Source organism: Komagataeibacter sp. NFXK3, assembly GCF_054182245.1.
In genome coordinates, this window is sequence record NZ_JAPIVJ010000007.1 from 1 (window position 1) to 25596 (window position 25596).

Consider the following 25596-nt stretch of genomic DNA (forward strand, 5'->3'; position numbering starts at 1 on the left):
TGCCCCCGCAACCAGATATCTCCGTCTGATAAGACAAACAAAAAGCCACCCCAAAAGGGTGGCTTTTTGCGTTCCAGAACACACCGCAGCATGCATAGGGAAGGCAAGCAGGACGGTAAGCACGGTAGATCATCGCGTGCGCATATTTCATACTTGGAAATGCCACTATACGTGCTCAAGGTGCATAAAACACCCTTTAAGGCCATCCAGATCATGGCTGAGGCGAAGTGAACAAAGCCACGGAAATGGATGGTACGTCCGGTCACATCGGGTAGCGTAGTATCCTCAGTGCCTGAGGCAGTTGAAGCAGCGCTCGATGCGATTGCACGCCTGTAAGCCTTGGTATCGTGCGGGATGATAATCTTGCGGGTGCAATTGCAAGGACAGCTTCCGCGACCATCTGCTGAAGCGACAATGCACCGTCTTCCATTTGCCATACCGCTCTCAGGCAGGAGGTCCTGCCAATGCGCGCCAGAGCGTAGAATCCAGAGGCAGCCGTTCACGAACAGGCGGTTATCCGTCCCACTGCGGCCTGCATTCCCAACTTTGCCAAAAAGCAGAGGCGCAATCCGTTGCCATTGTGCTTCACTCAACTCGTACCGCCTGATTGCTATCCCACACTCCGTGCCCTGACACGGTGCTCAGTCAAACATCCGTTTCACAAAAAGAAAATCCTGAATGTCGATCAGCTCCTAGGACAGTACGATCATGGATTGTGAAAATGCGGCAAAGCGGTGATGCAGGACCCTATGAGTATAATCCTGCAAGGATACACGCAGCATCTGGGCAAAATCGAGGGGTAGGCGACCAAATTCCCGCCGGCGCGCCACCAGTGTCAGGCGTCGCTTGATTCCCCCCGCGGGCAGGGGATGCACACATAGGCCCTGCCCCGGCGCGTAACCCGCTTCCTGCATGCAGAGCGGTGTGGAAATGGCAATGCCGCCGTTCTGGCATCCGGCAAGCAGGCCGATGGGAAGGTCGTATTCCTGCCCCAGCGGCGCATCAATCTGCAGGCGGCGCAGGTAACGCTCGACCTCCGTGCCCGAGCGTGAACGTAACGTAAAGCGGACAAATGGATACTGGGAACACATGGCTTTCAATTCCTCCCGCGTTGAAGGAGGGGGAATATCCTCACCACACACAAGGAGGTAGGGCTCCTCGAAAAGGGGCCATCGTTCCAGACCGGCCACGTCTTCAAGATCATCGACGCCGACAATGAAATCAATCTGTCGCGTCAGCAACGCTTCGGCATGGGATTCGGTCAGGCCAGCAAAAACAGCCAGGTGTTCCGTCCGTGTCTGCATGAAATGCGATGTGTTTACCAGCACCGCACGCGACAGGGAATCAACCACGCCAATCCTGAGTTGCGAGACGCGCCCGGTCTGCATCTCGCGCAGGCGCATTGCGATATGGTGCATGTCCGAAACGAGGTTTGACGCATATTGACGCAACACGGTGCCGGTGGCGGTCAGCGCCAGCGGACGGACGCGCCGGTCAAACAGCATGGTAGCCGTTCTGGCCTCAAGGTCGGCAATCGTTTGCGACACGGCGGGCTGGGTTATGCCAAGGCTTCGTGCGGCAGAAGCCATGCTGCCATTTTCACACACCGCCAGGAATACGTTGAGCGCGGACATGTCAAATGGAAAGCTGGAAGGAGCCATGAGCACACCATAAGGAAAAATTATAATACTGCGTCGTAACGACAGCGCTACGTTGCTTCCATTAACGAGAAACGGAGACCGTATGTCCAGCGATCGTTATTCTTTTTTATCTGTCTTGCGCGAAGCGTTGCGTGGCCAGACTGGATGGAAACCCGCATGGCGTAAGGCCACCCCGCAGGACAGTTACGATGTCGTTATCGTAGGTGGCGGCGGCCATGGGCTTGCAACGGCGTATTATCTGGCGAGGCGCTACGGGATCAGGCGGGTTGCCGTAGTAGAAAAGTCATGGCTGGGTAATGGCAATATCGGGCGTAATACAACCATAGTACGGTCCAATTATCTGCTCGCCGGCAACGTGCCTTTCTATGAATGCTCCATGAAACTATGGGAGGGGCTGGAGCAGGATATCAACTACAACGCCATGGTGAGCCAGCGTGGCGTGCTGAACCTGTTCCATAATGACGGGCAGCGCAATGCCTATACACGGCGTGGAAACGCCATGCGCCTGCACGGCGTGGATGCACAATTGCTGGATGCTTCAGCCGTGCGCAGAAAGCTGCCATTCCTCGATTTTGATAACGCACGCTTCCCCATTCAGGGCGGGTTGCTGCAACAGCGTGGCGGCACCGTACGCCATGACGCCGTGGCGTGGGGTTACGCACGCGCAGCAGACAGGCTGGGCGTGGATATTATTGAAAACTGCGAAGTAACCGGCATGCGTATCACGGATGGCAGGGTGGAGGGGGTCGAGACAACACGTGGCTTTATCGGTGCAAAAAAGGTGGGGCTAGCCTGTGCGGGCAATTCATCGCGTGTTGCGGCGCTGGCCGGATTGCGCCTGCCTATCGAGAGCCATGTATTGCAAGCTTTTGTTACTGAGGGACTGAAGCCCTTTATTGACTGCGTTGTCACCTTCGGGGCCGGGCATTTCTATATAAGCCAGTCCGACAAGGGTGGGCTGGTCTTTGGTGGAGATATAGACAGCTACAACTCGTACGCACAGCGCGGCAACATGCCCGTGGTCGAGGATGTGTGCGAGGGCGGGATGGCGCTTATGCCGCGCATCGGCCGTATCCGCCTGCTGCGGCAGTGGGGCGGGCTTATGGACATGTCCATGGATGGCAGTCCGATCATTGATCGCACCCCGGTTGACCAACTCTATCTGAACGCCGGCTGGTGTTACGGGGGCTTCAAGGCAACGCCAGCCTCGGGGCTGTGTTTTGCGCATCTTCTTGCACGCGACGAACCCCATCCGGTTGCCACTGCGTACCGTCTAGACCGCTTTGCACGAGGCGCCGTGATTGATGAAAAAGGCATGGGCGCACAACCCAATTTGCATTGAGGTAATCATGCGTATTCACTGTCCTTACTGCGGCACACGCGGCGTGGAAGAATTTACCTATCGTGGGGATGCGACCGTGCGCCGACCGGATTTGGATGCACCCGAGGCTGCATGGGTGGATTACGTGTACCTGCGTGACAACCCCGCCGGACCACACGCGGAATATTGGTATCATGCCGCAGGCTGCCACAGTTGGCTGGTTGTCAGGCGCGATACGCGTACCCACGAAATCTTCAGCGTCCAGACAGCTTCCGAGGTCTCAGAGGCATGAATGATCTTTCCGCATCGCTGCCGCCGAAAACCGGGCGCAGGGGAAAAACTCAACCCATGCGCTGGGCGCGGGGAAATGGCATCCGTGGCGACAAAACCATCCGCTTCACATTTGATGGCCGCGTGCTGGAAGCGCATCCGGGCGATACACTGGCATCCGCGCTGCTGGCCAACGGGGTGCGTCTGGTCGGGCGTTCTTTCAAGTACCACCGGCCACGCGGCATCCTGTCCGCCGGGCCGGAAGAACCCAACGCCCTGGTGGAGCTGCGCGAGGGCGCACGGCGGGAACCCAATTCACGCGCTACGGTTACGGAAGTCTTTGATGGGCTGGCTGCCACAAGCCAGAATCGCTGGCCTACCCTGAAACACGATATGCTTGGCGCCAACAGCCTGCTGGCGCCGGTATTCAGCGCGGGGTTCTATTACAAGACATTCATGTGGCCTGCCTCCTTTTGGGAGAAAGTATACGAGCCCATCATCCGGCGGGCCGCCGGGCTGGGACGTGCGGCGGATGAGGCCGATCCGGACCATTATGAAAAAGCCACCGCATTCTGCGATGTCCTTGTCGTGGGGAGTGGCCCTGCCGGGCTGGCCGCAGCCCGCGCGGCGGCCGGGGCAGGCGCGCGGGTGATCCTGTGCGAACAGGACAGCCTGACCGGTGGCAGGCTGCGTGCCGAACGGGTGATGCTCGATGACCGGCCCGGCTGGGCATGGGCGCAGGATACTGAAAAATACCTTCGCGCGCTGCCTGAAGTCCGGATCATGACCCGCACATGTGTTTTCGGGCGCTATGACGGCGGATGCTTTGGTGCGCTTGAGCGCGTGGCCGACCATGTGGCGGTGCCGCAGGCCGGCCAGCCTCGCCAGCGGCTGTGGCGCATTGTGGCCGGGCAATGCATCCTTGCCACAGGCGGCATCGAACGGCCTATCGTCTTTCCCGACAACGACCGGCCAGGCATCATGCTGGCAGGCGCCGTACGCAGCTATGTCAATCGCTTCGGGGTCGTGCCGGGGCGCCAGGCCGTCATCTATACCAATAATGATGATGGCCTGCGGGCGGCTGCGGACCTGCATGACGCGGGTGTGCGTGTTGTCGCAATCGTTGATTCCCGACAGCCGTCATCCACTGCGGCGCAGGCAATGGCTAGGCAGGTCGGGGCGGCGCTGTTTGCAGGCGGGGCCATTGCAGGCACGACCGGGCATACCGGGCTGAAGGCCGTGCAGGTGCGCGACAGCGCAGGGAAGACCCGCCGCCTTGCCTGCGACCTGCTGGCGGTATCAGGAGGGTGGAACCCCGATATTGCCCTTGCCACCCACCACCGCACGCATCCGGTGTATGATGAGGCGCTTAATGCCTTTGTCGTCTCCAGCCCGGCGCCGGGGCTGCATCTGGCCGGTTTCGCGGCGGGCGCCCTGACCACGGATGCCGCACTGGCGCAGGGTGATGCGCTTGGGCGCGCGGCGGCACAGGGGGCGGGCTCTGACCCGGCCGCTGGTTGCGCCATGGTGCTGCCCCGTGCAGCAGAAAAGGAAGGCTATGCCATCGCGCCATTGTGGCATGCGCTGGACAGGGGCAGGGCAGGGCAGGCTGGCAAGGCGTTCATTGATTTCCAGAATGATGTAACGGCCAAGGATGTCAGCCTTGCTGCGCGTGAAGGGTTCTGGGCGGTCGAGCACCTCAAGCGCTACACGACGCTGGGCATGGCAACCGACCAGGGCAAGACGGCCAATGTGAATGCCTTGGCCATGATGGCGTGGGAGCGGGGGCGGAGTATTGCGCAGACCGGTACGACCATTGTGCGCCCGCCCGTGCAGCCATGCGCGATCGGCGCCCTGGCGGGCACGCATCGTGGGCGTCATTTCAAGCCACACCGCCTGCCGCCCACGCATGACTGGGCGGTGGAGGCAGGCTGTGTCCTGACATCCAACGGAATATGGCAGCGCGCACAGTGGTACCCCCGGCCGGGTGAAACATCGTGGCAGGAGACCGTCAACCGTGAGGTCCGGTCTGTACGCTCGAGCGTAGGGTTCTGTGATGTCACGACCCTGGGCAAGATTGATATCCAGGGCGCTGATGCGGCAACGCTGCTTGAGCGTGTTTATGTCAATGCATGGCGTAAGCTGCCGGTGGGGCGGGCGCGATACGGCCTCATGCTCCGTGAGGACGGCTTTGCCTTTGATGATGGCACCACCGCACGTCTGGCCGAGAACCACTATGTCATGACCACGACCACGGCGAATGCGGGCGCGGTCATGCGGCATCTGGAATTCTGCCACCAGTGTCTGTGGCCCGGGCTTGATGTCCGGTTCATCTCCGTAACCGATGCCTGGGCCCAGATTGCCGTGGCCGGGCCACGCTCGCGTGATGTGCTGCGTGAAATCATTGATGAATCCTTTGACCTGTCCAACGAAGCCTTTGGTTACATGGGGGCTGCAAACGTCCGGTTGCGCGATGGTGTGGGGGGGCGGCTGTTCCGTCTCTCCTTCTCGGGGGAGCTGGCGTATGAAATTGCGGTGCCTGCACGCTATGGCGACGCGCTGGCGCGCCTGCTCATGCGGGTGGGGGCACCTTACGGCATAACCCCTTATGGCACGGAGGCCCTGGGTGTGATGCGTATCGAGAAAGGGCATCCGGCAGGCCCGGAACTGAATGGCCAGACCACCGCGCATGACCTGGGAATGGGGCGGATGCTGTCGCGCAAGAAGGACTTCATCGGGCGGGCCATGGCGCAGCGTACCGCGTTGTGCGATGCCACCCGCCCCACGCTGATAGGGCTGAAGCCGCTTCATGCCAGCGATGCCCTTGTGGCCGGTGCCCACCTGCTGCCACGTGGCGCACCGGCAGATGCCGCATCCGATCAGGGGTGGATTTCCTCATCCGCATGGTCACCTACGGTTGAATCCTGGATCGCGCTTGGTTTCCTGTCGCATGGCCCGCAAAGGCATGGGGAGGTCATAGCCGTTCATAACCCGCTGGCGGGCACCGTGATCGAGGCGCAGGTGGTGCCACCCGTCTTTGTTGACCCCGAAGGGAGCCGCCTGCATGCCTGATATCCTTTCGCCCTGCGCTCCCATCGCGGCCGAACCCTGTCGGGTCGGGGGCCTGTCACTGGCCCCCGCACCGTTGGAGGAAATGGTCAGCATCAGCAGCTTCAGCAATTCCCTGCCAGCCCTGCGCGAAGCGGTCCTGCACGCCCTGGGCGCCAGCCTGCCGCCAGCCCCTGGCACCGCCACCCGGCAGCAAGGAGTGTCCATTTTATGGATCGGCCCGAACCAGTGGCTGGCCTGTGCCCCCCAAGGCTCAGGGCTGATGGAAAAACTGCAGGTGGCCTGCGGGGCGCACGCCGCCCTGACCGACCAGACCGACGGGCGCGTAACGCTCACGCTTTCCGGCCCGTATGCGCACGCCATCGCGGCCAAACTGGTCCCGATAGACCTGCATCCGCGCTGTTTCGGGCTTTCCAGCGTCGCACTGACACAGGCGGGTCATATCCCGGTCATTCTCATGCAGCGTGACCGGCAACCCGCCTATGATTTCATCGTCTTTCGCAGTCTAGCCCGCAGCCTGCATCATGACATTCTTGCCGCCATGCGGGGCGGCATTCCGGAATCGGAACAAAACTGACATGATTTTTCCTTCTGCAACACACGCCCTTTTTGCCGTAACCTTCAGTTGCCATAACCGCCCGGGCATTGTCGCCGCAGTCAGCACCCGCCTGTTTGAACTGGGCGCCAATATTACCGAGGCACAGCAGTTTGACGAAGCCACGAGTACGCAGTTCTTCATGCGTATCGTATTCGACATTGCCGATGACCCGACTATACGGAACCGGATCAGGGCCACACTGGAGGCGCTGACCGAAACATTCGGCTTGCACTGGTCACTCGTGGATCTGCGCAGGCGGCAGAAGGTCCTGTTCCTGGTATCGCGTTTTGACCACTGCCTGGTTGATCTTCTTTATCGCTGGCGTATCGGGGAACTGCCGATCGAGCCGGTCGGCATCATTTCCAACCATCCGGCGGAAACCTATGAAAATATAGATTTCCATGGAATTCCGTTTCACTATCTGCCTGTAACCAAAAAGACAAAGGCCGAGCAGGAACAGCAGATCCGTGACATCATCGTTGCAACTGGCACGCAGCTTGTGGTGCTTGCGCGTTACATGCAGATCCTGTCGAACGAGATGGCAGCCTATCTTTCAGGTAACTGCATCAATATCCATCATTCCTTCCTGCCCGGTTTCAAGGGCGCGCGTCCGTACCACCAGGCTTTTGACCGTGGTGTTAAGCTGATCGGAGCCACGGCCCATTATGTAACCAGCGACCTTGATGAAGGGCCGATCATTGAGCAGGATGTCGAGCGGATTTCACATAGCGACACCCCCGATGACCTGATCCGCAAGGGGCGGGACATAGAGCGCCGTGTCCTGGCCCGGGCGGTGCGGTATCATATCGAGCACCGTACCGTAATGAATAGCAATAAAACAATTGTATTCGTATCCTGATGCACAATAATTCCAGTGTTGGCCACGCAACTGTAATTGATGGCAGGGCAGAGGCCGCCTTGCTGAAAGGCCATGTAGCGCATGAGGTCTCGCGCCTGTGCGCGCAGGGGATTACGCCATCCCTTGCCGTGGTCCTGGTGGGGGAAGACCCTGCCAGCCATATTTATGTGCGCAACAAGATCCGGGCCGTCAAGGCGGTGGGCATGCACTCCATTTCCTACCGGTTGCCGGCTCATGCGACACAGGCTGAACTGCTCGCCCTGATTTCATCGCTGAATACGGATGCTTCCGTGCATGGAATTCTTGTGCAGTTGCCTTTGCCTGCGCATATGAACCGCGATGTGGTGACTGACGCCATTGCACCGGCAAAGGATGTTGATGGTTTTCATATTGTAAACGCCGGCAAACTCGCGGTCGGGCGGGAAGATGGCATGATCCCGTGCACTGCGGTGGGCTGTCGTTTGCTGTTAAGGCGCGTCATCCCCGATATGGCAGGCCTGCATGCGGTTATTATAGGGTGTTCGAATATTGTTGGCCGCCCCACCGCCCGCCTGTTGCTGAACGAAGGGTGCACTGTTGTGATGACGCACCTGCAATCACGCGATGTAGCGGCCGAGGCACGGCGGGCGGACATACTGGTTGTTGCGGCAGGACATGCAGGGCTGGTACGGGGCGAATGGATCAAGCCGGGCGCCATTGTGATTGATGTGGGCATCAATCGCGTGGAAAAACAGGGCCATGCCAGTATTGTGGGAGACGTGGCCTTTGATGAAGCAGCCCGGAAGGCAGCCGCCATTACACCTGTGCCCGGTGGCGTCGGACCCATGACAATCGCCTGCCTATTGTGGAATACCCTGTGTGCTGCGCAGGGCCGGGGAACAGGCCTCTTGCCCCGGATATGAAAGCAATGTTGTGAACGCCAACAGGCCGGGGCGTTGTGGCGACGTACGCGACCATACCGAACCTGCCTGACGCGGTCATGCCGGTTACGGGTATTGCGTTCATCACAACATCATTTCATTAAGCAGTTCGGCAGGCCCGAGTAACTGGTCGCTCAGCCATGACCGGAACAGGCTGATATGGGCGGTTGCCAGAACATCCGTGCGGTCCGCGTCTCCATCTTCAATCGCTTGTGCTATGGCTCTGTGCTCGGCCATGATCGTTTCAAGATGCTCCCTGTGCTTGTATTCTGATTTGATCCCGGCAACAAAACAGTGCCGTGACAGGCGCAATGACTGGAGCAGGATGGACTCATACGCTTCCTGAAAGAAAATGTTGTCGCATGCGGCAGCAATCGTGCGATGGAACCGATGGTTGGCATCCGTCATTTCGAACTCGATGCCGTTACGGGCCTCCTTCTCAAATGCCTTTACGGCATTCCATATGTCGGCCAGTTGTTTGACGCTGCGCCGTTCTGCCGCCAGCCGGTGTGTAACGCGTGTATAGAGAAGCAATGTTTCAAAAAACGCCCGCAACTGCGCAACCTGAAATGTCGGGACGATAACCTGCCGCCCGTCGCGTTTGAGAAGGCCGTCAGATACAAGGCGGATGACCGCTTCACGCACGGGGGTGCGCGATGTGCCCATGTCCTGCACGATACGGGCCTCGTCAAGCACAGATCCCGGTTCCAGATCTACTGCAAGTATGCGTTTTCGTAACATTGAATAAACACGGTCTCCCTCCCGGGATCCTGAATCACCTGCCATATATCTGCTGCCTATATCGTTCTGTCCATAATTATGCCGATCCTAATTGCTTTGGGCCAGCACTCAACAATTCAATCACGAAAAAAGGATAATGAATATGAGGGCTGCTTAAATAAAGGAAAAACACCTCCGGAATCCGATCGAAATTCCTTGACAGGCGATAGACCGGTATCCAAATTGTATCCATATCGAAATTGAAACATAATCGGCTCGAAAGTATTCGCATGCCACACTCAATTGTCAGCATATCCGGTATCGTGACAGCAACACCGACCCCCCTGGATTCGCATGGACAGATAGATCAGGGTGCGGTTGCATCCCTGGTGCGCCATGTGATCGACCAGGGAGCCAGCGCCATCGCGCCCAATGGCGGCACGGGTGAATATACGGCCTTGACCGACCGCCAGCGTAGCCAGATGGTGGAGTATTCGGTTGCGGCGGCAGATGGGGATGTTCCCGTCATCTGCGGCATTCTTTCACCAGGATTGAATGATACGATCAGTGCCGGACGGAACGCCCGTGCCCTTGGCGCCGACGCGCTGATGGTGGTGACGCCTTATTATTCCCGTCCAACGCAGGCCGGCATTGTTGATTACTACAAAGCCATTTCCGATGCGGTCGATGCGGAAATCATGCTGTATGAAATACCGTATCGTACCGGCATCTCGCTCACACCAGAAACTGTGGCAACGCTTGCGGAGCAGACGCGCGTGGTTGCAATGAAGGCCTGCAACAATGACCTGTCACAGCAGTTGAAGGTTCTTGAAGCGGCGGGAGACAAGATCGCCATCCTGTCGGGTGAGGAGAACGTATTCCCGGTGCATGTGGCGATGGGGGCAAAGGGTGGCCTTCTGGCCACATCATGTATTTTCCAGTCAGCCTGGAACCGTATTTACGAGGCGGCAAGCCAGAACCGTCTTGCCGATGCCCTTGCCCTGCATGCACGCCTGATGCCGGTGGTCGAGGCCCTGTTTTCCGAACATAATCCGGCACCGTTGAAAGCTGCCCTGTCGCTGGTGGGCCGTCCCTATGGTGAGGTCCTGCCGCCACTACAGCCGGCAAGCGCCATGCTGAAGGAAAAACTGGCACAGCTTGTTCCGGCATTTCTTGCCGGGGAGAACTGACCACAGAGGCTTTTACCAGACCGGTCATGGACTAATTCCTTACCTGTGCAAGGACGGACAGATGTCACACTCCAGGGCAGTATCGCATAAGGTCAGACGGCGGAATTTTTGCCTTGGGGGTGCGTCCGCGCTTGCAGCCCCGTTCATTTCACGCCGCTCCCTTGCACGCTCCGGCGGGGAACTGGTTTTTGTGAGCTGGGGGGGAAGCTACCATAATGCCGTACGCAAGGGATTGGTTGAACCGTTCATGGCGGAGACGGGCATCCATGTCACGATGGTGGATACACCAGACCTGGCCAAGGTGAAGGCCCAGATCCTGTCGGGCAACGTGGAATGGGACATCTTTGATTCACCCGGCCCCCTCGCGGCAACGGGATCGCGTGAAGGGTACTGGGAGGCGTTGGATACAACACACTTTCCGTTATCCGAACTTTCCGTGCAGCCCACACATGACCTGGCACCGTTTTGCCTGACCGCAGGTGGCATCGCCTATGACCCCAGGGAGTTCCCTGATGGGCGGCACCCGCGCACTTTTGCGGAATATTTCGATACCAAGCGTTTCCCTGGACTGCGGACACTGCGCAACCGGGTTAGCGAAACGCTTGAAGTCGCCCTTCTGGCAGATGGGGTGCCCCCGGATCAGCTCTATCCGCTGGATGTCGAACGCGGTTTCCGGATGCTCGACACGATTAAACCCTCGATCATAAAATGGGTTGAGGCCACGACCCAGACCATTACCATGCTGGAGGCAGGGGAGGCTGATTTCAGTTACAGCTATGCCTCCCGTGTTCAGGCCGCGCAGGCGAGCGGCGGCGTTTCAATCGATTTTTCATTCGCCCAGACGCTGAATTTCCTGGAATATCTGTCCATTTTGAAAGGCGCGCCGCACAGGGATGAGGCCATGCAGTTCGTCGCCTTTGCCCTGCGTGCCGACCGTCAGGCTGCAACGATGGATATGCTTGTCAATCGGCCGGTTAATGAAAAGGCGATGGGCATGCTGTCAGAAAGGGTACAGCGCTGGATGCCTGACATCAACCCTGGCCGGAATGCACTCGTCAATGATGCATGGTGGGCGCAGAACTACAGCGGGCTTGAGCGGCGGTTCAAGGAATGGACCCTGTCATGACCATACCTGCCATGACCAGGGACAGAACTGGTGCTCTGTGCACGATCGGGCCTGCGGCTGTATTTATGGTGGGCATTGTTGGCATTCCGTTGCTTTACATTTTTTATGTCAGTTTCAACGGTCCGCATTTCAGCTTTTCTGCCTATGTCACGTTATTGTCCAGCAGGCTGTTCTTCCAGTCGTTATGGTCCACGTTTGAAACCAGTATCCTGGCAACGGTGCTGAGTGTCCTGCTGGGTTACCCGGTGGCAATTCATCTGGCGCGCCAGACCCCGCGCCGACGCGCGCTTATGATGATTCTGGTCCTGATGCCGTTCTGGACCAGTATTCTGGTAAAAAGTTATGCATTTACCATCATACTGGGGCGGCGGGGTCTGATCAATTCGGCCCTGAGTTACCTGGTCGGCCACAAGGTGGCGCTCCCATTACTGTTCAACAAGTTTGCCGTTGTAATAGGCATGGCCAATTACCTTGTCCCTTTTGTTATTTTTCCGGTTCTGGCCAGCCTTCTGGCGATTGACCCGGCACTCGGGCGGGCCGCAACCCTTATGGGCGCGCACCCGCTACGCGTATTCAGGCAGATTACCCTTCCCCTGAGCCTGCCTGGCGTGATTGCGGGGGCCTCGTCCACATTCATCATTTCGCTGGGCTTTTTTGTCGTTCCCGCGCTGCTGGGCGGGCGGCATGACGTCATGTTGGCAAATCTTGTTGATTTCTATACCCGTGAAACCCTGGACTGGTCCGCCGCTGCGGCCATTGGCATGTGCCTGCTGGCCATTATCGGGCTATGCGGCGTCATGGCCGCCACTTTGCGAAAGGTGCGCCGGGCATGAACTCGGATTCAATGGATAGGCCAGCCCGCCGTACCCGGTATTTTACCACGGGGCTGGCTTGTGTGGTCTATGGCTTCCTGCTGGTGCCAAGCATTATTGTCATGCTGATTTCGTTCGGCCTGATCGCCGGGCCAGGCCAGGGCGGCGGCACGAACCCGACATTGCGGCTGTATGCTGAATTCCTGTCTTCCCCGGCATGGATGCAATCGGTCTGGCACAGTGTCTTTATTGCCTTTTCCGCCACGATACTTTCGCTCGGCATTGGCATACCGGCAACGTATGGCCTCGAGCGGTTTGCATTCCCGGGCAAGAATTTGATCCGTGGCATGCTCATGACGCCACTGGCCGTACCGACCATCATCATATCGCTTGGCATATACTTCTATTTTTCCACGCTGGGGCTGATCAACTCCTTCGCGGGCCTTGTCCTGGCGCATACGGTCTATGTCACGCCCTACGTCATCATGACCCTTACGGCTGGCATCCGGAAGATCGACCCCCGGCTGGAATTCGCGGCACAGCTTATGGGGGCCGGGCGCCAGAGGGTGTTCTGGTGCGTCATGCTGCCGCAGATCAGGCCGTCCATTATTGCAAGCGGGCTGTTTGCGCTGCTCATGTCGTTTGATGAGGTCGTCATCGCCTGGTTTATTTCAGGCGTGCAGACCGAAACACTGCCCGTACGCATGTATAGCAGTATCCAATGGGAGATTTCTCCCCTGATCGCTGTTGCATCGACATTATTGTCTGCTGTGTCGTTTCTTGCATGCCTTGTGGCATCGCGGGTGCGGCCAGTTGAGGGCGGGGATAGCTTCTAGGAGGTTTTCCCGCCTGTCTCATGCCCGGCATGCGATCTGGCTGATGGCCACATGCAATCCGTGCCAAATATTCAAACCTGTCTCGTGAAAGAAAATACCATGGATCTGGCAAACAAGATTGCAATTATCTCTGGCGCCTCGCAGGGGATTGGCGCAGCCATCGCCAGGCGCTACGTGGCCTATGGGGCGAAGGTCGTCATTATTGATATCAATGCTGAAAAGGGCGAAGAACTGGCTGCCGAACTTTCGGGCCAGGGGACATGCCTGTTCATGGCCTGCGATGTTTCCAATGCGCAGGACGTCAATAACGCGGTAGAAAAAACGGTCGCAACATTCGGACAGCTTGATATCGCGGTCTGTAATGCCGGAATCAATCACAGCGCGGCTTTCCTTGATCTTGAGGAAAAAGACTTTGACCGCGTGCTGCGCGTCAACCTCAAGGGGCCTTTCCTGCTTGGGCAGGCGGCGGCCAGGGTCATGGCCAAGCAGGGTGGTGGCTCGATCATCAACATGAGTTCCATCAACGCTATTGTATGCAGCCCGGGTATCGTGCCCTACGCGGTTTCAAAAGGCGGGATGAACCAGCTGACGCGTGTCATGGCATTGGGGCTTGCGCCTTCCAACATCCGTGTCAATGCGATCGGGCCAGGCAGTATCGAGACGGAACTGCTGCGGGACATCATGCAGGCCAATCCCGACATGCGGCACGGCATGCTTTCGCGCACGCCCATGGGGCGTCTGGGGCAGCCCGAGGAAATTGCCGAGATCGCCGTTTTCCTGGCTTCGCCAATGGCCAGCTATATTACCGGGCAGGTGATCTATGCCGATGGTGGCCGCCTGCCGCTCGCCTATAATGTTCCTGTGGCGTCCTGATGGTTCATATGGAAAAGTCCAGCACAGATACTGATATGGTGGCACCGCCCGATCGCCTGCGCCTGCAGGATGTTATGGTGCGGTATGGCGATTTTCTGGCGCTGGACAACATCAACCTTGCAATAAGGCCGGGGGAATTCGTGAGCCTGCTCGGCCCGAGCGGGTCGGGCAAGTCAACGATCCTCAATGTTATAAATGGCGCGGCCCATCCTGATGGGGGGCGTGTGTTTATTGACGGACGCGATGTAACGGCCGTGCCGGCGCGTGAGCGGGGTCTGGGTATGGTCTTCCAGAACTATGCGCTGCTGCCCCATATGAATGTTTTTGACAATATTGCGTTTCCGCTACGGATCCGTCATTGGCCGGCAGAGCGGATCAGGCAGGCGGTCACGAATATCCTGCACCGCATGGGGCTGGAAGGTTTTGCCCATCGAAAACCACGCGAGCTTTCGGGCGGCCAGCAGCAGCGCGTCGGGATTGCGCGCTGTCTGGTCTATTCGCCCAGTATCATCCTGATGGATGAACCGCTCGGCGCACTGGATAAAAACATGCGCGAACAGATGCAGGATGAAATCAAGGCCCTTCATCGTGCAACCGGCGCCACGTTTGTCTATGTCACGCATGATCAGGAGGAGGCGCTGAACCTCTCTGACAGGATATGCCTGATGAACAGGGGACGGATCGAACAGATCGGTACCCCGCAGGAAATGTATTTCACGCCTGTATCGGAGTTTACGGCAACCTTTCTGGGGGAATCCAACATCCTCGCGGGCCGTCTCGTGGCCGAGAACCTCTTCCGCAGTGAATGTGGCCTATCGATCCATGTGGTCGGCAGGCCCGACATCCCGGTTGGCAGCCATGCCAAGCTTCTGGTGCGGCCGGAGCATGTCATGTGTGTGGCGCCAGCGGCAGATATCCCGAACCGTTTTGCCTGTATTGTGGAAAACGTCAATTTTGTTGGGGGGTTCATACGTGTCGCGGTGCGCGGGCAGGGCGGTGGCCGGCTACAGTTCAAAACGCGTGCCCATAATGATTATGCAAGTTTGCAGATAGATAGCGAAATCCATCTGGGCTGGCTTGCATCCGATACGGTGCTCCTACCTGCTTGAAGGATAACATCCTGATGAATACAGAACATTTCATGGCAAGCCTGCGCGCATGTGTGGGAGATAACGGCGTAATTTCCGATAGCGCGCAGGTTCTGCCCTATTTTGAGGACTGGTGGGGGCGCTGCAGGGGCGATGCCCTGTGTGTCGTACGGCCGCGCAGCACGGCGGAGGTATCGCAGGTGGTGGCGCTGTGCCACCGTCATGCGGTACCCGTCTATGTGCAGGGCGGCAATACCAGCGTATGCGCAGGCTCCGTGCCGCCCCTGTCATCCATGGGCATCGTGCTGAACATGTCACTTATGTCACGGATTATCGACGTAAGCGTGGAAGATGGCGCGATGACGGTTGAGGCAGGCTGTGTCCTGGCCAATGTACAGGACGCGGCAGAGGCGGCTGGCCTGCTGTTTCCACTCAGCCTTGGTGCGGAAGGATCATGCCAGATCGGAGGCAATATCGCCACGAATGCGGGGGGCACGGCCGTCCTGCGTTATGGGAACATGCGCGATTTGGTGCTGGGTCTGGAAGTAGTGCTGCCAGATGGCCGGGTCTGGAATGGCCTGCGCACGCTGCGCAAGGACAATACCGGGTACGACCTGCGTGCGCTCTTTATCGGGGCGGAAGGAACGCTGGGCGTTGTTACGGCGGCCACGCTCAGGCTTTTTCCCCGGCAGGCTGAAATGATTACTGCCTTCATGTCCCACCCCACGCTCGAGGCAACCCTGGCGGTTGCCCAGATGCTACGGACGCACTTTGGCGGCACGCTGACTGCCCTGGAACTGATCTCGCGCAGTGAATTGCAACTGGTCCTCAAGCACGTTCCCCACGTCAGTTGCCCACTGGATGCGGATGCCCCCTGGTTTTTGCTGGTGGATATTGCCTGCGGGGCGGATCGTGATGCCCAGCTTGCCGAATTCGAGGCACGGCTTGCAGCCGGGATCGAGGATGGGCTGATCACGGATGTGGTGATCCCGGCCAACATGGCACAGCGCGAGGCGCTTTGGGCCATACGCCACAGCGTGACCGAAGCGAACAAAACGGAAGGCATGGGGTTTTCACATGATATCGCCGTTCCCCTGCGTGCCCTGAAGGCATTCATTGAGGAAACCGGCGCAGCGGTTGCGACCGCGTTTCCGCAGGCGCAAATAGTAATTGTGGGTCATCTGGGTGATGGCAACCTGCACTATAATGTTATGTTTGAAAAAAGCGTCTGGGCTGGCGTTCAGGATCAGGCCGGGATGAAAAAGCGGGTAAACAAGCTGGTATATGATCAGGCCATGCGTTTCAAAGGCACGTTCAGTGCCGAACATGGTATCGGCGCACTTCATGTGCCGGAGATGGCCACCTACAAGGATGATCTTGAGCTGCAGATGATGGAGGCGGTCAAGGCGGCTTTTGATCCGGCCAATATTATGAATCCCGGCCGTGTCCTGCCGCGCATCATGCGTGAAGGATCAGGCGGGGAGGCATGATGCAACGCCATCCAAAAATGACCTGCGTGGCTTGGTATGATCATTGTGAAACCAGGCGGCATGGCACCTTGAAGGGTAAGGGCAGCAGCCTGCCCGGTGCATAAGGGGGCCAGGCGGACCGGGCAGGAATAAGGAAAACTTATTGTCAGCTTCGCCTTTTTCCGGATTACATTACTTTATCGAAACAGCATGGTGTTTTGACCGGTTTTACCATATCAGTGAAATACCCGTTATTTCTTTGATAAAATAAAATGGTCTGTATGAAGATGTTCCTCTTTTTATGTAAAAATGAACATTCCGAAATGCATGAATGGAGAACGAAATAACGCCAGTTATATAGTTCAGCAGTGCTTTTGACATCGACGCGCCATGGCGGGACGTAACGGTCAGGTCGTCCTGCACCAAGTCAAAAACTGATGGATCGGCAGCCTTTCCCAGCTTCGATAGGATATGTGATGAGACGCACTTTTCCACTATCAAAGGCACTCTTGGCAACAACGATCATGGCTACGGCCGTGTGCCATGAAGCCAGTGCCGCTTCCAAAAAGGTGCAGCCCAGGGCTGTGTCACGGCCTCATGCCACATCGTCTTCCAGGCATGATAGCGCGGTCAATGCAAACCTTGCACCTGAAGAAATCTCAGTCCAGTCGCATTACGTGCCGCGTGGTGCGATTGCCTCGGTCACGCAAAAGCGCATGGCGCTTGAGGTGCCAGGGACCAACCCCCTGAAGGTCCTGGGGGAAATGCCAGGCGTGATGTTTCAGGGCAATGATGCACAGGGCGTAGATAACTGGTCGGCCCAGTTGTTCATGCATGGTTTCCAGCAGTCGGAAATCGGCGCAACCCTTGATGGCATCCCGCTTGGTGAGTTCACCTACCGCAACTACAACGGCCTAAATCCCATTCAGGCCATTTCCTCTGAAAACGTCGCCCGTATCGACGTCTCGCAGTCTGCAGGTGCAGAAGCCGTGGCATCGACCAGCAACCTTGGTGGCGCGCTCCAATACCGTTCCAGTGACCCGAAAGACAAGATGGGCGGTGTGGTTTCCCAAAGTTTCGGGAGTTATGACGCGTATCATACGTTCTTCCGCTTCGACAGTGGCCGGCTGAACAAGACCGGGACGAAATTCTTCGCATCCTACATGCGCAACGATACGGCGCAGTGGAAGGGCTATGGCGAACAATTCATGCAGCAGGTGAATGCCAAGCTGGTACAGCCCGTTGGCGACAGCAGCGAGATTTCGGCGTTCTTTGACTGGTCGGACCTGCACCAGAACAATTACCAGAGTGAATCACCTGCCGTGCTCGCAGCGTTGGGCGACCGGGTAACCGATTATACCAATGGCGGCGCCTCGGGGTATGAAACGGCTACGCAGGTGGCGCAGGGCAATTATCCGGCATCCTATAACGGCCTGAGCAGCAAGCGTGATATTGCGTACTACGATGGCGGCACCAACCAGGTTGACTATCTGGGCGGCCTGAAGGCAGACCTTGCCATTACCAACCACCTGCGCTGGACCACCACGGCCTATGGCCATGGTGAGGAAGCTCAGACCACGTGGACTGCGCCCACGAGTGAATATTCCAATATGGTCGATCCGTCCGGTTCGCCCCTGGCAGAAGTGATCAAGGAACCCATGATCCGCCGTTTCGGGATCATGTCGGCAGCCCATTACGATATCGCGCATAATCATCTTGGCGCGGGCGTGTGGTATGAAAACAACCATTACGAGTCACCCATGAACGCCTATGCGGTGCCGAATGTGGTCAATGGGGTCGTGCAGGGGCAACTGCCGCAGACGCTAGGTAAATGGACCGACCCGTTTGCGCAAATGTTCAACCAGTCATATAATACCAATACGTTTACAGCGTTCTTTCAGGATACCTATTCCCCGATCCGCAACCTTTCGCTGCATTTCGGCTTCAAGTCCGTTCTGAGCACGACGCGGGTTGGCAATGGTTTCCTCAATCCGAATTTTTATGGTGCTGGCGCGCAGATCGCGAGCGGGGTCGGGTTGACGACCTCCAAGCCGTTCCTGCCTCATATCAGCGTAGACTGGCGCTTCTTGCCGGGGCATGAGTTCTTTATTGATATTTCGGAGAACGTCCATACCTACGCGGAATCCGGGTATCACCTTTCCAACTCGCCCTTCGCGGTTACGCAGAGTGCGTACAACTCATCCGCTGCCGCCCTGCATCCTGAAACCGCATGGACATACGCAGCCGGTTACCGGTACTCGTCACAGATCATCTCTGCGTCGGTCTATGGCTACAGGACCAATTTCCAAAACCGCTTGCAGCAGGTTACATCCGGCAGCATCATCAACCCCCAGTCGGTTGTCGAGAATGTTGGTGGCGTGACGATGAACGGCGTGGATGTGGGCGTTACCGTAAACCCCATCCGTAATCTGGCGCTTACCAACAGTATCAGTTACGATCACGCGGTTTATGATAACAATATCAGCAGTGCTGGCATTGCCTACAATACAAAGAACGTGCAGATCGTCAATTATCCGCGCTTTATGTATAAGGGAAGGCTATCGTATGAATGGCACAATGCCACCGCCTATATTGATGGAAACTACATCGGGGCGCGAAATTACAGCTATACAGGCGATGTGAAGATGCCTGGTTACTGGATGGCGAATCTGGGCATCCAGTACAAGCTCTCTAACCTCGGTAAATATGACAAGAAGCTTTCGGTCGTAAAAAACCTGATCTTCAGCCTCAATATCACGAATCTTACGAACACGCATTACATCTCGACCATGGGGGCCAATGGTAACCCAATGTCCATTTCCAGCGGTGCGCTGACCTATGCCTCGCTGGCGCCCGGGGCACCGCGGATGTTCTTCGGTTCCATCAGGGCCGAGTTCTAAACAGGGTATGACAGACTGGCTGGCACAGGCTCCAGGGCGTGTGCTGGGCCTTATATCGGCCTGCACGGGTCGCGTTAATTCTATGTTTTAGGAGACAAGCATTGTCGCAGCTAAGCGTTGCGTCCGACGTCGGTGGAACCTTTACGGACAGTATTGCATATGATGCGGCGACCCGCCGCATCACCGTTGCCAAAGTGCCGACCACACCAGCCAATCGGGCCGTGGGCACGGTGCAGGGCCTCAAGGCAGCTCTGGCCCTTCAGGGGAAAAGTGGTGCCGATGTCGATTATGTCGGGCATGGAATGACCACCACGACCAATGCGGTCATCCAGCGCACCGGTGCGCGGACTGCATTGCTTTGCAACCGGGGCTTTCGTGATATCCTGCTCATCGGACGGCAGAACAGGCCCAGCCTGTTCGATATCGACGTGGTCAGGCCTGAACCGCTGGTCCCGCGTGAACGCTGCTTTACCGTTGCCGGGCGCATGAATGCGGCCGGAGAAGAAGTCGAGCCCCTGGATGAAGGCGCGCTGGAACAGATCGCCAATGAAATGAAGGCCGCTGACGTGCAGGCCGTTGCGATTCTGTTCCTGCATTCCTACGCAAATCCGTCGCATGAGCGCCGGGCGCGTGAAAGGCTCGAGGCCCTGCTGCCGGGGGTGGTCGTGTGTGCTTCGGCGGAAGTCGTGTCCGAATTCCGCGAATTCGAGCGCGGCAGCACGGCGGTAATGAACGCCTATCTGCGCCCTGTCATGGAAAACTATCTGCGCTCGCTTTCCCACCTGCTGCGTGACCCGGGCGAAGGACTGGGCCTGGGCGCGGACAAGCCAATCATGGTGATCGATGCCGCAGGTGGCCTGATGACCATTGACGGCGCCCGTACCAAGCCGGTGCATACCGTATTGTCCGGCCCGGCCGGAGGGGTAGTCGCCAGCGCCCATGTGGCTGGCCTTGCCGATATCCATGACATCATCACCATGGATATAGGCGGAACCAGCACCGACATCTCCCTTATCCGCAACGGGCGGCCTGCCATTACCCGTTCCGCGGTGCTCGAGACCGTTCCCATCCGACTGCCGGTCATTGATATCAACGCTATTGGGGCAGGTGGTGGTTCCATTGCCTGGATTGACGAGGGTGGCGCACTGCGCGTGGGGCCAATGAGCGCTGAAGCCGTGCCCGGCCCCGCATGTTACGGACGCGGTGGCACGCTGCCCACCGTAACGGACGCCAATATTGTGCTGGGCCGTTTTGACAGCCAGACCCGTCTGGGTGGTGACATGCTCATGGACCTGCAGGCGGCCGAGACCGCCATCCGGGTCCATCTGGCCGACCCCATGGGGCTGTCGATAGCCGAGGCGGCGGCCGGCGTGCTGCGTGTGGCGCATGCCAATATCGTGCGCGGTATCCGGGTTGTCTCTGTCGAACGGGGCTATGACCCGCGCAGTTTTGCCTTGGTTCCCTTTGGCGGGGCTGGTCCCATGCATTGCGCGCCAGTGGCGCGTGAACTGCGCATGAAGACCATTCTGGTTCCACCCACGCCAGGCATCCTGTGTGCTCTGGGGCAGCTTGTGTCCGATCTCAGGCACGAGGTGAACGAGACGTTCATCGCAGCCCATGCCGATCTGGCCGAGGATACGGTCATCGCACGCCTTGAGGATCTGCGCACACGCGGCGATGCCCTGCTGGCGGCCGATAGCGTGCCAGAGGCGCGGCGGTCGGTCGAATTGCGGGCCGATGTCAGGTACCGGGGGCAGAGTTATGAACTCTCGATCGTGCTGGAAGGGGACCTGAGGGCTGCGTGGCACACGCTCCCCGGGAAATTCCATGAAGCGCACCGTCAGCGCTTCGGGCACGCAGACCCGCAGGCCCCGATTGAAATTGTGGGGTTTGGCGCAACCGCGATCGGACATATTGATGCGCCCGCCCTGCCCGTGCTGCCAGCGGGCGGCGAGCAGTGCGGACCAGAGGCGATCCGTGGCGAACGGACGATCTATTTTGAAGGCGCGCAGCCAGGCGAGGCGGGGTCGTTCCATACGGCGAAAGTGTACCGCCGTGAACACCTGTGTGCCGGTAATGTCATTATCGGGCCTGCGGTGGTTGAGGAAGTCTCGGCAACGACCGTGCTCTATCCCGATGATCGTGCGGTTGTACACCCGTCAGGCAATATTATTGTGGAGGTCGCGCTGTGAGTGCCCCGCTAGCTAACCCGATTGACCCGATCACGCTTGAGGTCCTGCGCAATGCACTTGAAGCGGTGGCCCAGGAAATGGGGGCAGTACTCAAGCTGACCGCTTTCTCCCCCAATATCAAAGAGCGGATGGATGCATCATGCGCCCTGTTCGACCAGCATGCGCAGCTGGTTGCCCAGGCCGAGCATGTGCCCGTGCACCTTGGCTCCATGATGCGCGCAGTGGCACCGATCCTTGCGCGGAGCGGGCCGCTGGAGCAGGGTGACATCGTGATGGTCAATGACCCGTTTGTAGCAGGCGCTCACCTGCCTGATGTCACGTTACTGGCACCGGTGTTTATTGATGGCACATGCGTTGCGTACGTTGCCACGCGCGCCCACCATTCCGATGTGGGGGGAATGGAACCGGGTTCGATGCCGGGGGCATCGCGCAGCATATATCAGGAAGGCATCATTCTGCCGCCTGTCAAACTGTATCGTGCCGGCGTGCTCCAGGAAGACATCCAGGCCATTTTCCTGCGCAATGTGCGCACGCCCGAAGAGCGGCGCGGCGACCTGAACGCCCAGCTTGCCGCGCTACGTGTGGGCATCGCCCGGCTGGAGGAGGTGGCCGAACGGTTTGGCCATGCCACGCTGGCAAGCGGATTTGCAGCCATCCTGGACTATTCCGAACGCCGGATGCGTCGCCGCCTGGCTGAAATGACGCCCGGCGTGTACGAGGCGGAAGATTTTCTTGACGATGACGGCTCCAATACCGATCCCGTCAGGATATGCGTGCGCGCCACAATTTCCCCCGACAGGCTTGTGCTTGATTTTGAAGGTTCATCGCCGCAATGCGCGGGTAACGTCAACGCGGTTGCACCGATGACGCAGTCAGCCTCATTTTTTGCCGTCAAGCTGCTGATTGATGCGACGTTGCCGGCCAATGCAGGCGTATTGCGCCTGCTGGATATCCGTATTCCCAAGGGCAGCTTCCTTGATGCGCAGGCCCCGGCCGCCGTGTGCGCAGGCAATACCGAGACAACGCAGCGGGTCACTGATGCGGTTCTCAGGGCGTTTGCCCAGATTGCGCCTGATCGCATTCCCGCTGCGAGCCAGGGCACAATGAACCTTGTCAGCATCGGGGGCGTCGATCCGAGAAACGGGCAGTCCTATACCTATATCGAGACAATATGTGGCGGACAGGGCGGTCGGCCACATGGGGCGGGGATGGACGGGGTGCAGGTCAATATGACCAATACCATGAATACCCCTATCGAGGCGTTGGAAATATCTTATCCGCTGCGTGTCGAATGTTACCAATTGCGCGAAGGCTCCGGTGGGGAAGGGCGGCACAGGGGCGGATGTGGTGTCATCCGGTCCCTTCGGGTTATCGGGCATGAGGCCCGTGTCTCGTTCCAGTCGGACCGGCGTCGGTTCAGTCCTTACGGGCTGCATGGGGGTAAGGACGGTGCGGTTGGGCGCAATGTCAAGACGGACCGGGACGGCAATGAACAGGTCGTTGGTGGTAAAGGGTCCGTTACGATGAAGGCAGAAGAAGTCATTTCCATCGAAACGCCTGGTGGGGGCGGATGGGGAAGCCATTAAGGGCCTGTCAGGAGCAGCAGGGAGGATGACGGAGGGAAAGGATGTGGCTGTCTTCTCGTATCGGGTCGCGACAGCCCGCCATTCCTTGCGCCTCGCCCACAGGCTTTCGACCTGGCTCAGGATCTATTAATTTATTGAATTGAGCGATATTCCATGATTCACAGATCCTCGTGGAAGGTAAGCCTGTGAGTGACGTGTTTTTGCTGTCTGAAAGCCAGCTGGAGGGGATTACGCCGTATTTCCCTCTGGCTCACGGCATGCCGCGCGTGGATGACCGGCGGGTTCCGAGCGGGGATCGTTTATGTGATCCTTAACGGCCTTCAGTGGAAAGATGCGGCGGAAGCGTATGGTCCGCATAAGACTTTATACAACCGGTTCATCCGCTGGAGCCGTCCTGGTGTTTTTGATCGGATCTTTGCAGCATATGAGTGAACGGGCGGGTCGATCAAAACGCCTGATGATCGATGCGACACACCTCAAGGCACACAGGACGACGGCGTCCCTGCTCAAAAGGGGCTTTTCCCCGCCATATCGGACGGACAAAAGGCGGACTGAACTCAAAGCTGCATGCCGTGTGTGATGGCTAGGGCCGGCCTGTCCGCCTGTATCTGACTGCTGGACAGGTCAGTGACTTCAAAGGGGCAGGTGTTCTTCTGGCGGACCTACTGGAAGGAACAGAAGGGGTCTTTGGGGATCGGGGGTATGACAGCAACCGGATCAGATGATCTCGTGCCGGACGGAACATTACCGCCTGCATTCCACCGAGGAAGAACCGGAAAATCAAAGCCATCTTACAGCTGGCACCTGTATAAAAAGCGCCACCTTATCGAAACCATGTTTGCAAAGTTGAAAGACTGGCGACGTGTTGCGGTCAGGTGCGACCGGTGCGCTCATACGTTCATGTCCGCAATCCAGATCGCAGCAAGCTTCATCTTTTCCTTCAAAGAATGAGTCCTGAGCCTAGATAGTCGTCGTGCTCCTTTGCCATTGTCAGGATCCTGCGCCCGAACAGCATCTGCTGGTGTGGTCCCCCAAGGCAGAGCGTGGCCAGCACCTGTCCGGTTTCTTCAGGTTCGCATCCCTCTTGCAGCAGGCCCGTGCGGGAGGCGGCGGTCAGAAGCTTGCAGCTCAGTTTTTCCAGCAGATCAAAGGTTATGGGCACCGGCATGGTCCACCAGATCGGGAAAACGCCATCCTTCACAAATGAAGGGGCGGCTCAGCGAAAGTGTTTCGGGGCTGAGGATCAGGTCAAGCAGCATCCGCATGGTCTTGTACAGCGCCTGCAGCGGATCGCTGGATACCATTTCATCCGATGGAGAGGCGGCGAGGAGGAAGCTGTTTCCCGGTTCGGCAATGACCGTCTTGAACAGGTTTACCTTGGAGGGGTGCTGGCGGTAAATGGTCTGCTTGCCCACCGTGGCCACGGCGGCGATCTGTTCGACCGATGTGGCGGCGTAGCCCTGTTCGCCAAACAGGCGGGTGGCGGTTTTCAGGATCAGGGCATCCAGTTCTCCTGACATCCAGCTGTCAGGCCGACCCGAAAATTTTCTCTTTCTGTCCTGATCCGCCATTCGACCTTCTGTCTACAGTTCCTTCGGATTATAGGGGACGAAACCGTCTCGCAAGGGCTTTTAACAGGCTCGGCATCTTACCCGGGGCATGGGAAAGCATCAATCTGGCCGCCACAATAATGACGCTTGCAGCAAACTGGATTGCGGGCATGAATGTGCGTGCCGTGATCGTATCTGGTCGTGACCCGTCGTTACTTTAACATGGTGGCGGCCAGAGTCTGCATGATACTGGACCTTGCGCCATCAGGCCGTCGTAATTGCAGGCAGGGCAGGCATTGAACTGGCGATCGGGACACGCTGGGACTTGCCTTCCGTGCCGTAACATCTGTTATTCCACAATATTATTTTAAGGCATGGAGGCCGGGAACGCGAACCGGCGGCCATGACCTGTCCCTACTTGATGGGTTCCTGCGACAGGACCGTTCCATTGGGGGATGTGATCGGCAATTCCATTGCGTTATCGATCCAAAGATGGATTGAAAATCCACGTCAGCACACGCACGCTGGTTTTCAGTCACAACCCAAGTGAGAAACG

The 25596-nt window shown here is 58.1% G+C and carries 21 protein-coding genes and 3 pseudogenes; 18 read left to right on the top strand and 6 right to left on the bottom strand.

Going from position 1 to position 25596, the window contains the following annotated elements; all coding sequences use genetic code 11:
- On the top strand, nt 1-231 hold a 231-nt coding region (locus OQZ28_RS08930; protein WP_458135868.1), incomplete at its 5' end, for a hypothetical protein.
- Between the two features lie 159 nt (nt 232-390).
- On the opposite strand, the pseudogene OQZ28_RS08935 reads toward OQZ28_RS08930, so the two are convergent.
- Together OQZ28_RS08935 and OQZ28_RS08940 are read right to left on the bottom strand one after the other, a co-directional pair.
- Nucleotides 391-608 (bottom strand): annotated as a pseudogene (locus tag OQZ28_RS08935) (transposase); the annotation flags it as partial.
- An 84-nt stretch (nt 609-692) separates the two neighbouring features.
- Entirely contained in the window at nt 693-1661 is a 969-nt protein-coding gene (locus OQZ28_RS08940) for a LysR family transcriptional regulator (RefSeq protein ID WP_458135869.1), read from the bottom strand.
- A gap of 82 nt (nt 1662-1743) precedes the next feature.
- Here OQZ28_RS08940 and OQZ28_RS08945 point away from each other — a divergent pair, with 82 nt between their 5' ends.
- Genes OQZ28_RS08945 through OQZ28_RS08970 form a run of 6 tightly spaced genes read left to right on the top strand, consistent with a single transcriptional unit; the run spans nt 1744 to nt 8680 of the window.
- The gene (locus tag OQZ28_RS08945; RefSeq protein ID WP_458135870.1) at nt 1744-3003 is read left to right on the top strand and encodes a sarcosine oxidase subunit beta family protein; all 1260 of its coding nucleotides are present in this window, start codon (nt 1744-1746) and stop codon (nt 3001-3003) included.
- A 7-nt stretch (nt 3004-3010) separates the two neighbouring features.
- Nucleotides 3011-3274: a sarcosine oxidase subunit delta gene (locus OQZ28_RS08950; RefSeq protein WP_458135871.1), complete on the top strand. Its 264-nt coding sequence runs from the start codon at nt 3011-3013 to the stop codon at nt 3272-3274.
- The gene (locus tag OQZ28_RS08955; RefSeq protein WP_458135872.1) at nt 3271-6324 is read left to right on the top strand and encodes a sarcosine oxidase subunit alpha family protein; all 3054 of its coding nucleotides are present in this window, start codon (nt 3271-3273) and stop codon (nt 6322-6324) included. The genes OQZ28_RS08950 and OQZ28_RS08955 overlap by 4 nt, the downstream gene beginning before the upstream one ends.
- A complete protein-coding gene (locus OQZ28_RS08960; RefSeq protein ID WP_458135873.1) occupies nt 6317-6898 on the top strand; it encodes a sarcosine oxidase subunit gamma in 582 nt (193 codons plus the stop codon). The genes OQZ28_RS08955 and OQZ28_RS08960 overlap by 8 nt, the downstream gene beginning before the upstream one ends.
- 1 nt (nt 6899) lies before the next feature.
- Nucleotides 6900-7778 (top strand): formyltetrahydrofolate deformylase, encoded by an 879-nt coding sequence (gene purU / locus OQZ28_RS08965; RefSeq protein WP_458135874.1) that lies wholly within the window; start codon nt 6900-6902, stop codon nt 7776-7778.
- Nucleotides 7778-8680, top strand: a complete 903-nt coding sequence (locus OQZ28_RS08970) for a bifunctional 5,10-methylenetetrahydrofolate dehydrogenase/5,10-methenyltetrahydrofolate cyclohydrolase (protein WP_458135875.1) — start codon at nt 7778-7780, stop codon at nt 8678-8680. Before purU ends, OQZ28_RS08970 begins: the two co-directional genes overlap by 1 nt.
- A gap of 102 nt (nt 8681-8782) precedes the next feature.
- On the opposite strand, the gene OQZ28_RS08975 is transcribed toward OQZ28_RS08970, so the two are convergent.
- Nucleotides 8783-9484, bottom strand: a complete 702-nt coding sequence (locus OQZ28_RS08975) for a GntR family transcriptional regulator (RefSeq protein WP_458135876.1) — start codon at nt 9482-9484, stop codon at nt 8783-8785.
- Nucleotides 9485-9741: 257 nt separating this feature from the next.
- Here OQZ28_RS08975 and dapA point away from each other — a divergent pair, with 257 nt between their 5' ends.
- The 10 genes from dapA to OQZ28_RS09025 all read left to right on the top strand — a co-directional run bounded on the left by dapA (nt 9742) and on the right by OQZ28_RS09025 (nt 23490).
- Nucleotides 9742-10608, top strand: a complete 867-nt coding sequence (gene dapA, locus OQZ28_RS08980; RefSeq protein ID WP_458135877.1) for a 4-hydroxy-tetrahydrodipicolinate synthase — start codon at nt 9742-9744, stop codon at nt 10606-10608.
- A gap of 61 nt (nt 10609-10669) precedes the next feature.
- On the top strand, nt 10670-11734 hold the full coding sequence (locus OQZ28_RS08985; RefSeq protein WP_458135979.1) for an ABC transporter substrate-binding protein: 1065 nt from the start codon (nt 10670-10672) through the stop codon (nt 11732-11734).
- Nucleotides 11731-12567: an ABC transporter permease gene (locus tag OQZ28_RS08990; RefSeq protein WP_458135878.1), complete on the top strand. Its 837-nt coding sequence runs from the start codon at nt 11731-11733 to the stop codon at nt 12565-12567. Before OQZ28_RS08985 ends, OQZ28_RS08990 begins: the two co-directional genes overlap by 4 nt.
- A gap of 11 nt (nt 12568-12578) precedes the next feature.
- On the top strand, nt 12579-13382 hold the full coding sequence (locus OQZ28_RS08995; RefSeq protein WP_165399129.1) for an ABC transporter permease: 804 nt from the start codon (nt 12579-12581) through the stop codon (nt 13380-13382).
- Nucleotides 13383-13481: 99 nt separating this feature from the next.
- Nucleotides 13482-14255 (top strand): SDR family NAD(P)-dependent oxidoreductase, encoded by a 774-nt coding sequence (locus tag OQZ28_RS09000; protein ID WP_458135879.1) that lies wholly within the window; start codon nt 13482-13484, stop codon nt 14253-14255.
- 35 nt (nt 14256-14290) lie between these two features.
- The gene (locus OQZ28_RS09005; protein WP_458135880.1) at nt 14291-15364 is read left to right on the top strand and encodes an ABC transporter ATP-binding protein; all 1074 of its coding nucleotides are present in this window, start codon (nt 14291-14293) and stop codon (nt 15362-15364) included.
- A gap of 14 nt (nt 15365-15378) precedes the next feature.
- Nucleotides 15379-16833, top strand: coding sequence for an FAD-binding oxidoreductase (locus OQZ28_RS09010; RefSeq protein ID WP_458135881.1), 1455 nt, complete (start codon nt 15379-15381; stop codon nt 16831-16833).
- Nucleotides 16834-17288: 455 nt separating this feature from the next.
- Entirely contained in the window at nt 17289-19712 is a 2424-nt protein-coding gene (locus OQZ28_RS09015) for a TonB-dependent receptor (RefSeq protein WP_458135882.1), read from the top strand.
- A 101-nt stretch (nt 19713-19813) separates the two neighbouring features.
- Entirely contained in the window at nt 19814-21904 is a 2091-nt protein-coding gene (locus OQZ28_RS09020) for a hydantoinase/oxoprolinase family protein (RefSeq protein ID WP_130731105.1), read from the top strand.
- Nucleotides 21901-23490, top strand: a complete 1590-nt coding sequence (locus OQZ28_RS09025; protein WP_458135883.1) for a hydantoinase B/oxoprolinase family protein — start codon at nt 21901-21903, stop codon at nt 23488-23490. Before OQZ28_RS09020 ends, OQZ28_RS09025 begins: the two co-directional genes overlap by 4 nt.
- 12 nt (nt 23491-23502) lie before the next feature.
- Here the strand turns inward: OQZ28_RS09025 and OQZ28_RS09030 are convergent.
- Nucleotides 23503-23601, bottom strand: a pseudogene (locus OQZ28_RS09030) (IS5-like element ISMex42 family transposase); the annotation flags it as partial.
- Between the two features lie 74 nt (nt 23602-23675).
- Between OQZ28_RS09030 and OQZ28_RS09035 the strand changes: the two are divergent.
- Nucleotides 23676-24441, top strand: a pseudogene (locus OQZ28_RS09035) (IS5 family transposase).
- On the opposite strand, the gene OQZ28_RS09040 reads toward OQZ28_RS09035, so the two are convergent.
- Both OQZ28_RS09040 and OQZ28_RS09045 read right to left on the bottom strand, forming a co-directional pair.
- Complete coding sequence (locus tag OQZ28_RS09040) at nt 24431-24658, bottom strand: hypothetical protein (RefSeq protein ID WP_458135884.1); 228 nt, start codon at nt 24656-24658, stop codon at nt 24431-24433. The pseudogene OQZ28_RS09035 and the gene OQZ28_RS09040 overlap by 11 nt on opposite strands.
- Nucleotides 24636-25010, bottom strand: a complete 375-nt coding sequence (locus tag OQZ28_RS09045; RefSeq protein ID WP_458135885.1) for a TetR/AcrR family transcriptional regulator — start codon at nt 25008-25010, stop codon at nt 24636-24638. The genes OQZ28_RS09040 and OQZ28_RS09045 overlap by 23 nt, the downstream gene beginning before the upstream one ends.
- Nucleotides 25011-25596 lie beyond the last annotated feature (586 nt).

Excerpts from the sequence above, each read along its gene's own strand:
- OQZ28_RS08940 (WP_458135869.1), bottom strand. The coding sequence starts at position 1,661 with ATGGCTCCTTCCAGCTTTCCATTTGACATGTCCGCGCTCAACGTATTC.
- OQZ28_RS08945 (WP_458135870.1), top strand. The coding sequence starts at position 1,744 with ATGTCCAGCGATCGTTATTCTTTTTTATCTGTCTTGCGCGAAGCGTTG.
- OQZ28_RS08950 (WP_458135871.1), top strand. The coding sequence starts at position 3,011 with ATGCGTATTCACTGTCCTTACTGCGGCACACGCGGCGTGGAAGAATTT.
- OQZ28_RS08955 (WP_458135872.1), top strand. The coding sequence starts at position 3,271 with ATGAATGATCTTTCCGCATCGCTGCCGCCGAAAACCGGGCGCAGGGGA.
- OQZ28_RS08960 (WP_458135873.1), top strand. The coding sequence starts at position 6,317 with ATGCCTGATATCCTTTCGCCCTGCGCTCCCATCGCGGCCGAACCCTGT.
- purU (WP_458135874.1), top strand. The coding sequence starts at position 6,900 with ATGATTTTTCCTTCTGCAACACACGCCCTTTTTGCCGTAACCTTCAGT.
- OQZ28_RS08970 (WP_458135875.1), top strand. The coding sequence starts at position 7,778 with ATGCACAATAATTCCAGTGTTGGCCACGCAACTGTAATTGATGGCAGG.
- OQZ28_RS08975 (WP_458135876.1), bottom strand. The coding sequence starts at position 9,484 with ATGGCAGGTGATTCAGGATCCCGGGAGGGAGACCGTGTTTATTCAATG.
- OQZ28_RS08985 (WP_458135979.1), top strand. The coding sequence starts at position 10,670 with ATGTCACACTCCAGGGCAGTATCGCATAAGGTCAGACGGCGGAATTTT.
- OQZ28_RS08990 (WP_458135878.1), top strand. The coding sequence starts at position 11,731 with ATGACCATACCTGCCATGACCAGGGACAGAACTGGTGCTCTGTGCACG.
- OQZ28_RS08995 (WP_165399129.1), top strand. The coding sequence starts at position 12,579 with ATGGATAGGCCAGCCCGCCGTACCCGGTATTTTACCACGGGGCTGGCT.
- OQZ28_RS09000 (WP_458135879.1), top strand. The coding sequence starts at position 13,482 with ATGGATCTGGCAAACAAGATTGCAATTATCTCTGGCGCCTCGCAGGGG.
- OQZ28_RS09005 (WP_458135880.1), top strand. The coding sequence starts at position 14,291 with ATGGTGGCACCGCCCGATCGCCTGCGCCTGCAGGATGTTATGGTGCGG.
- OQZ28_RS09010 (WP_458135881.1), top strand. The coding sequence starts at position 15,379 with ATGAATACAGAACATTTCATGGCAAGCCTGCGCGCATGTGTGGGAGAT.
- OQZ28_RS09015 (WP_458135882.1), top strand. The coding sequence starts at position 17,289 with ATGAGACGCACTTTTCCACTATCAAAGGCACTCTTGGCAACAACGATC.
- OQZ28_RS09040 (WP_458135884.1), bottom strand. The coding sequence starts at position 24,658 with ATGCCGGTGCCCATAACCTTTGATCTGCTGGAAAAACTGAGCTGCAAG.
- OQZ28_RS09045 (WP_458135885.1), bottom strand. The coding sequence starts at position 25,010 with ATGTCAGGAGAACTGGATGCCCTGATCCTGAAAACCGCCACCCGCCTG.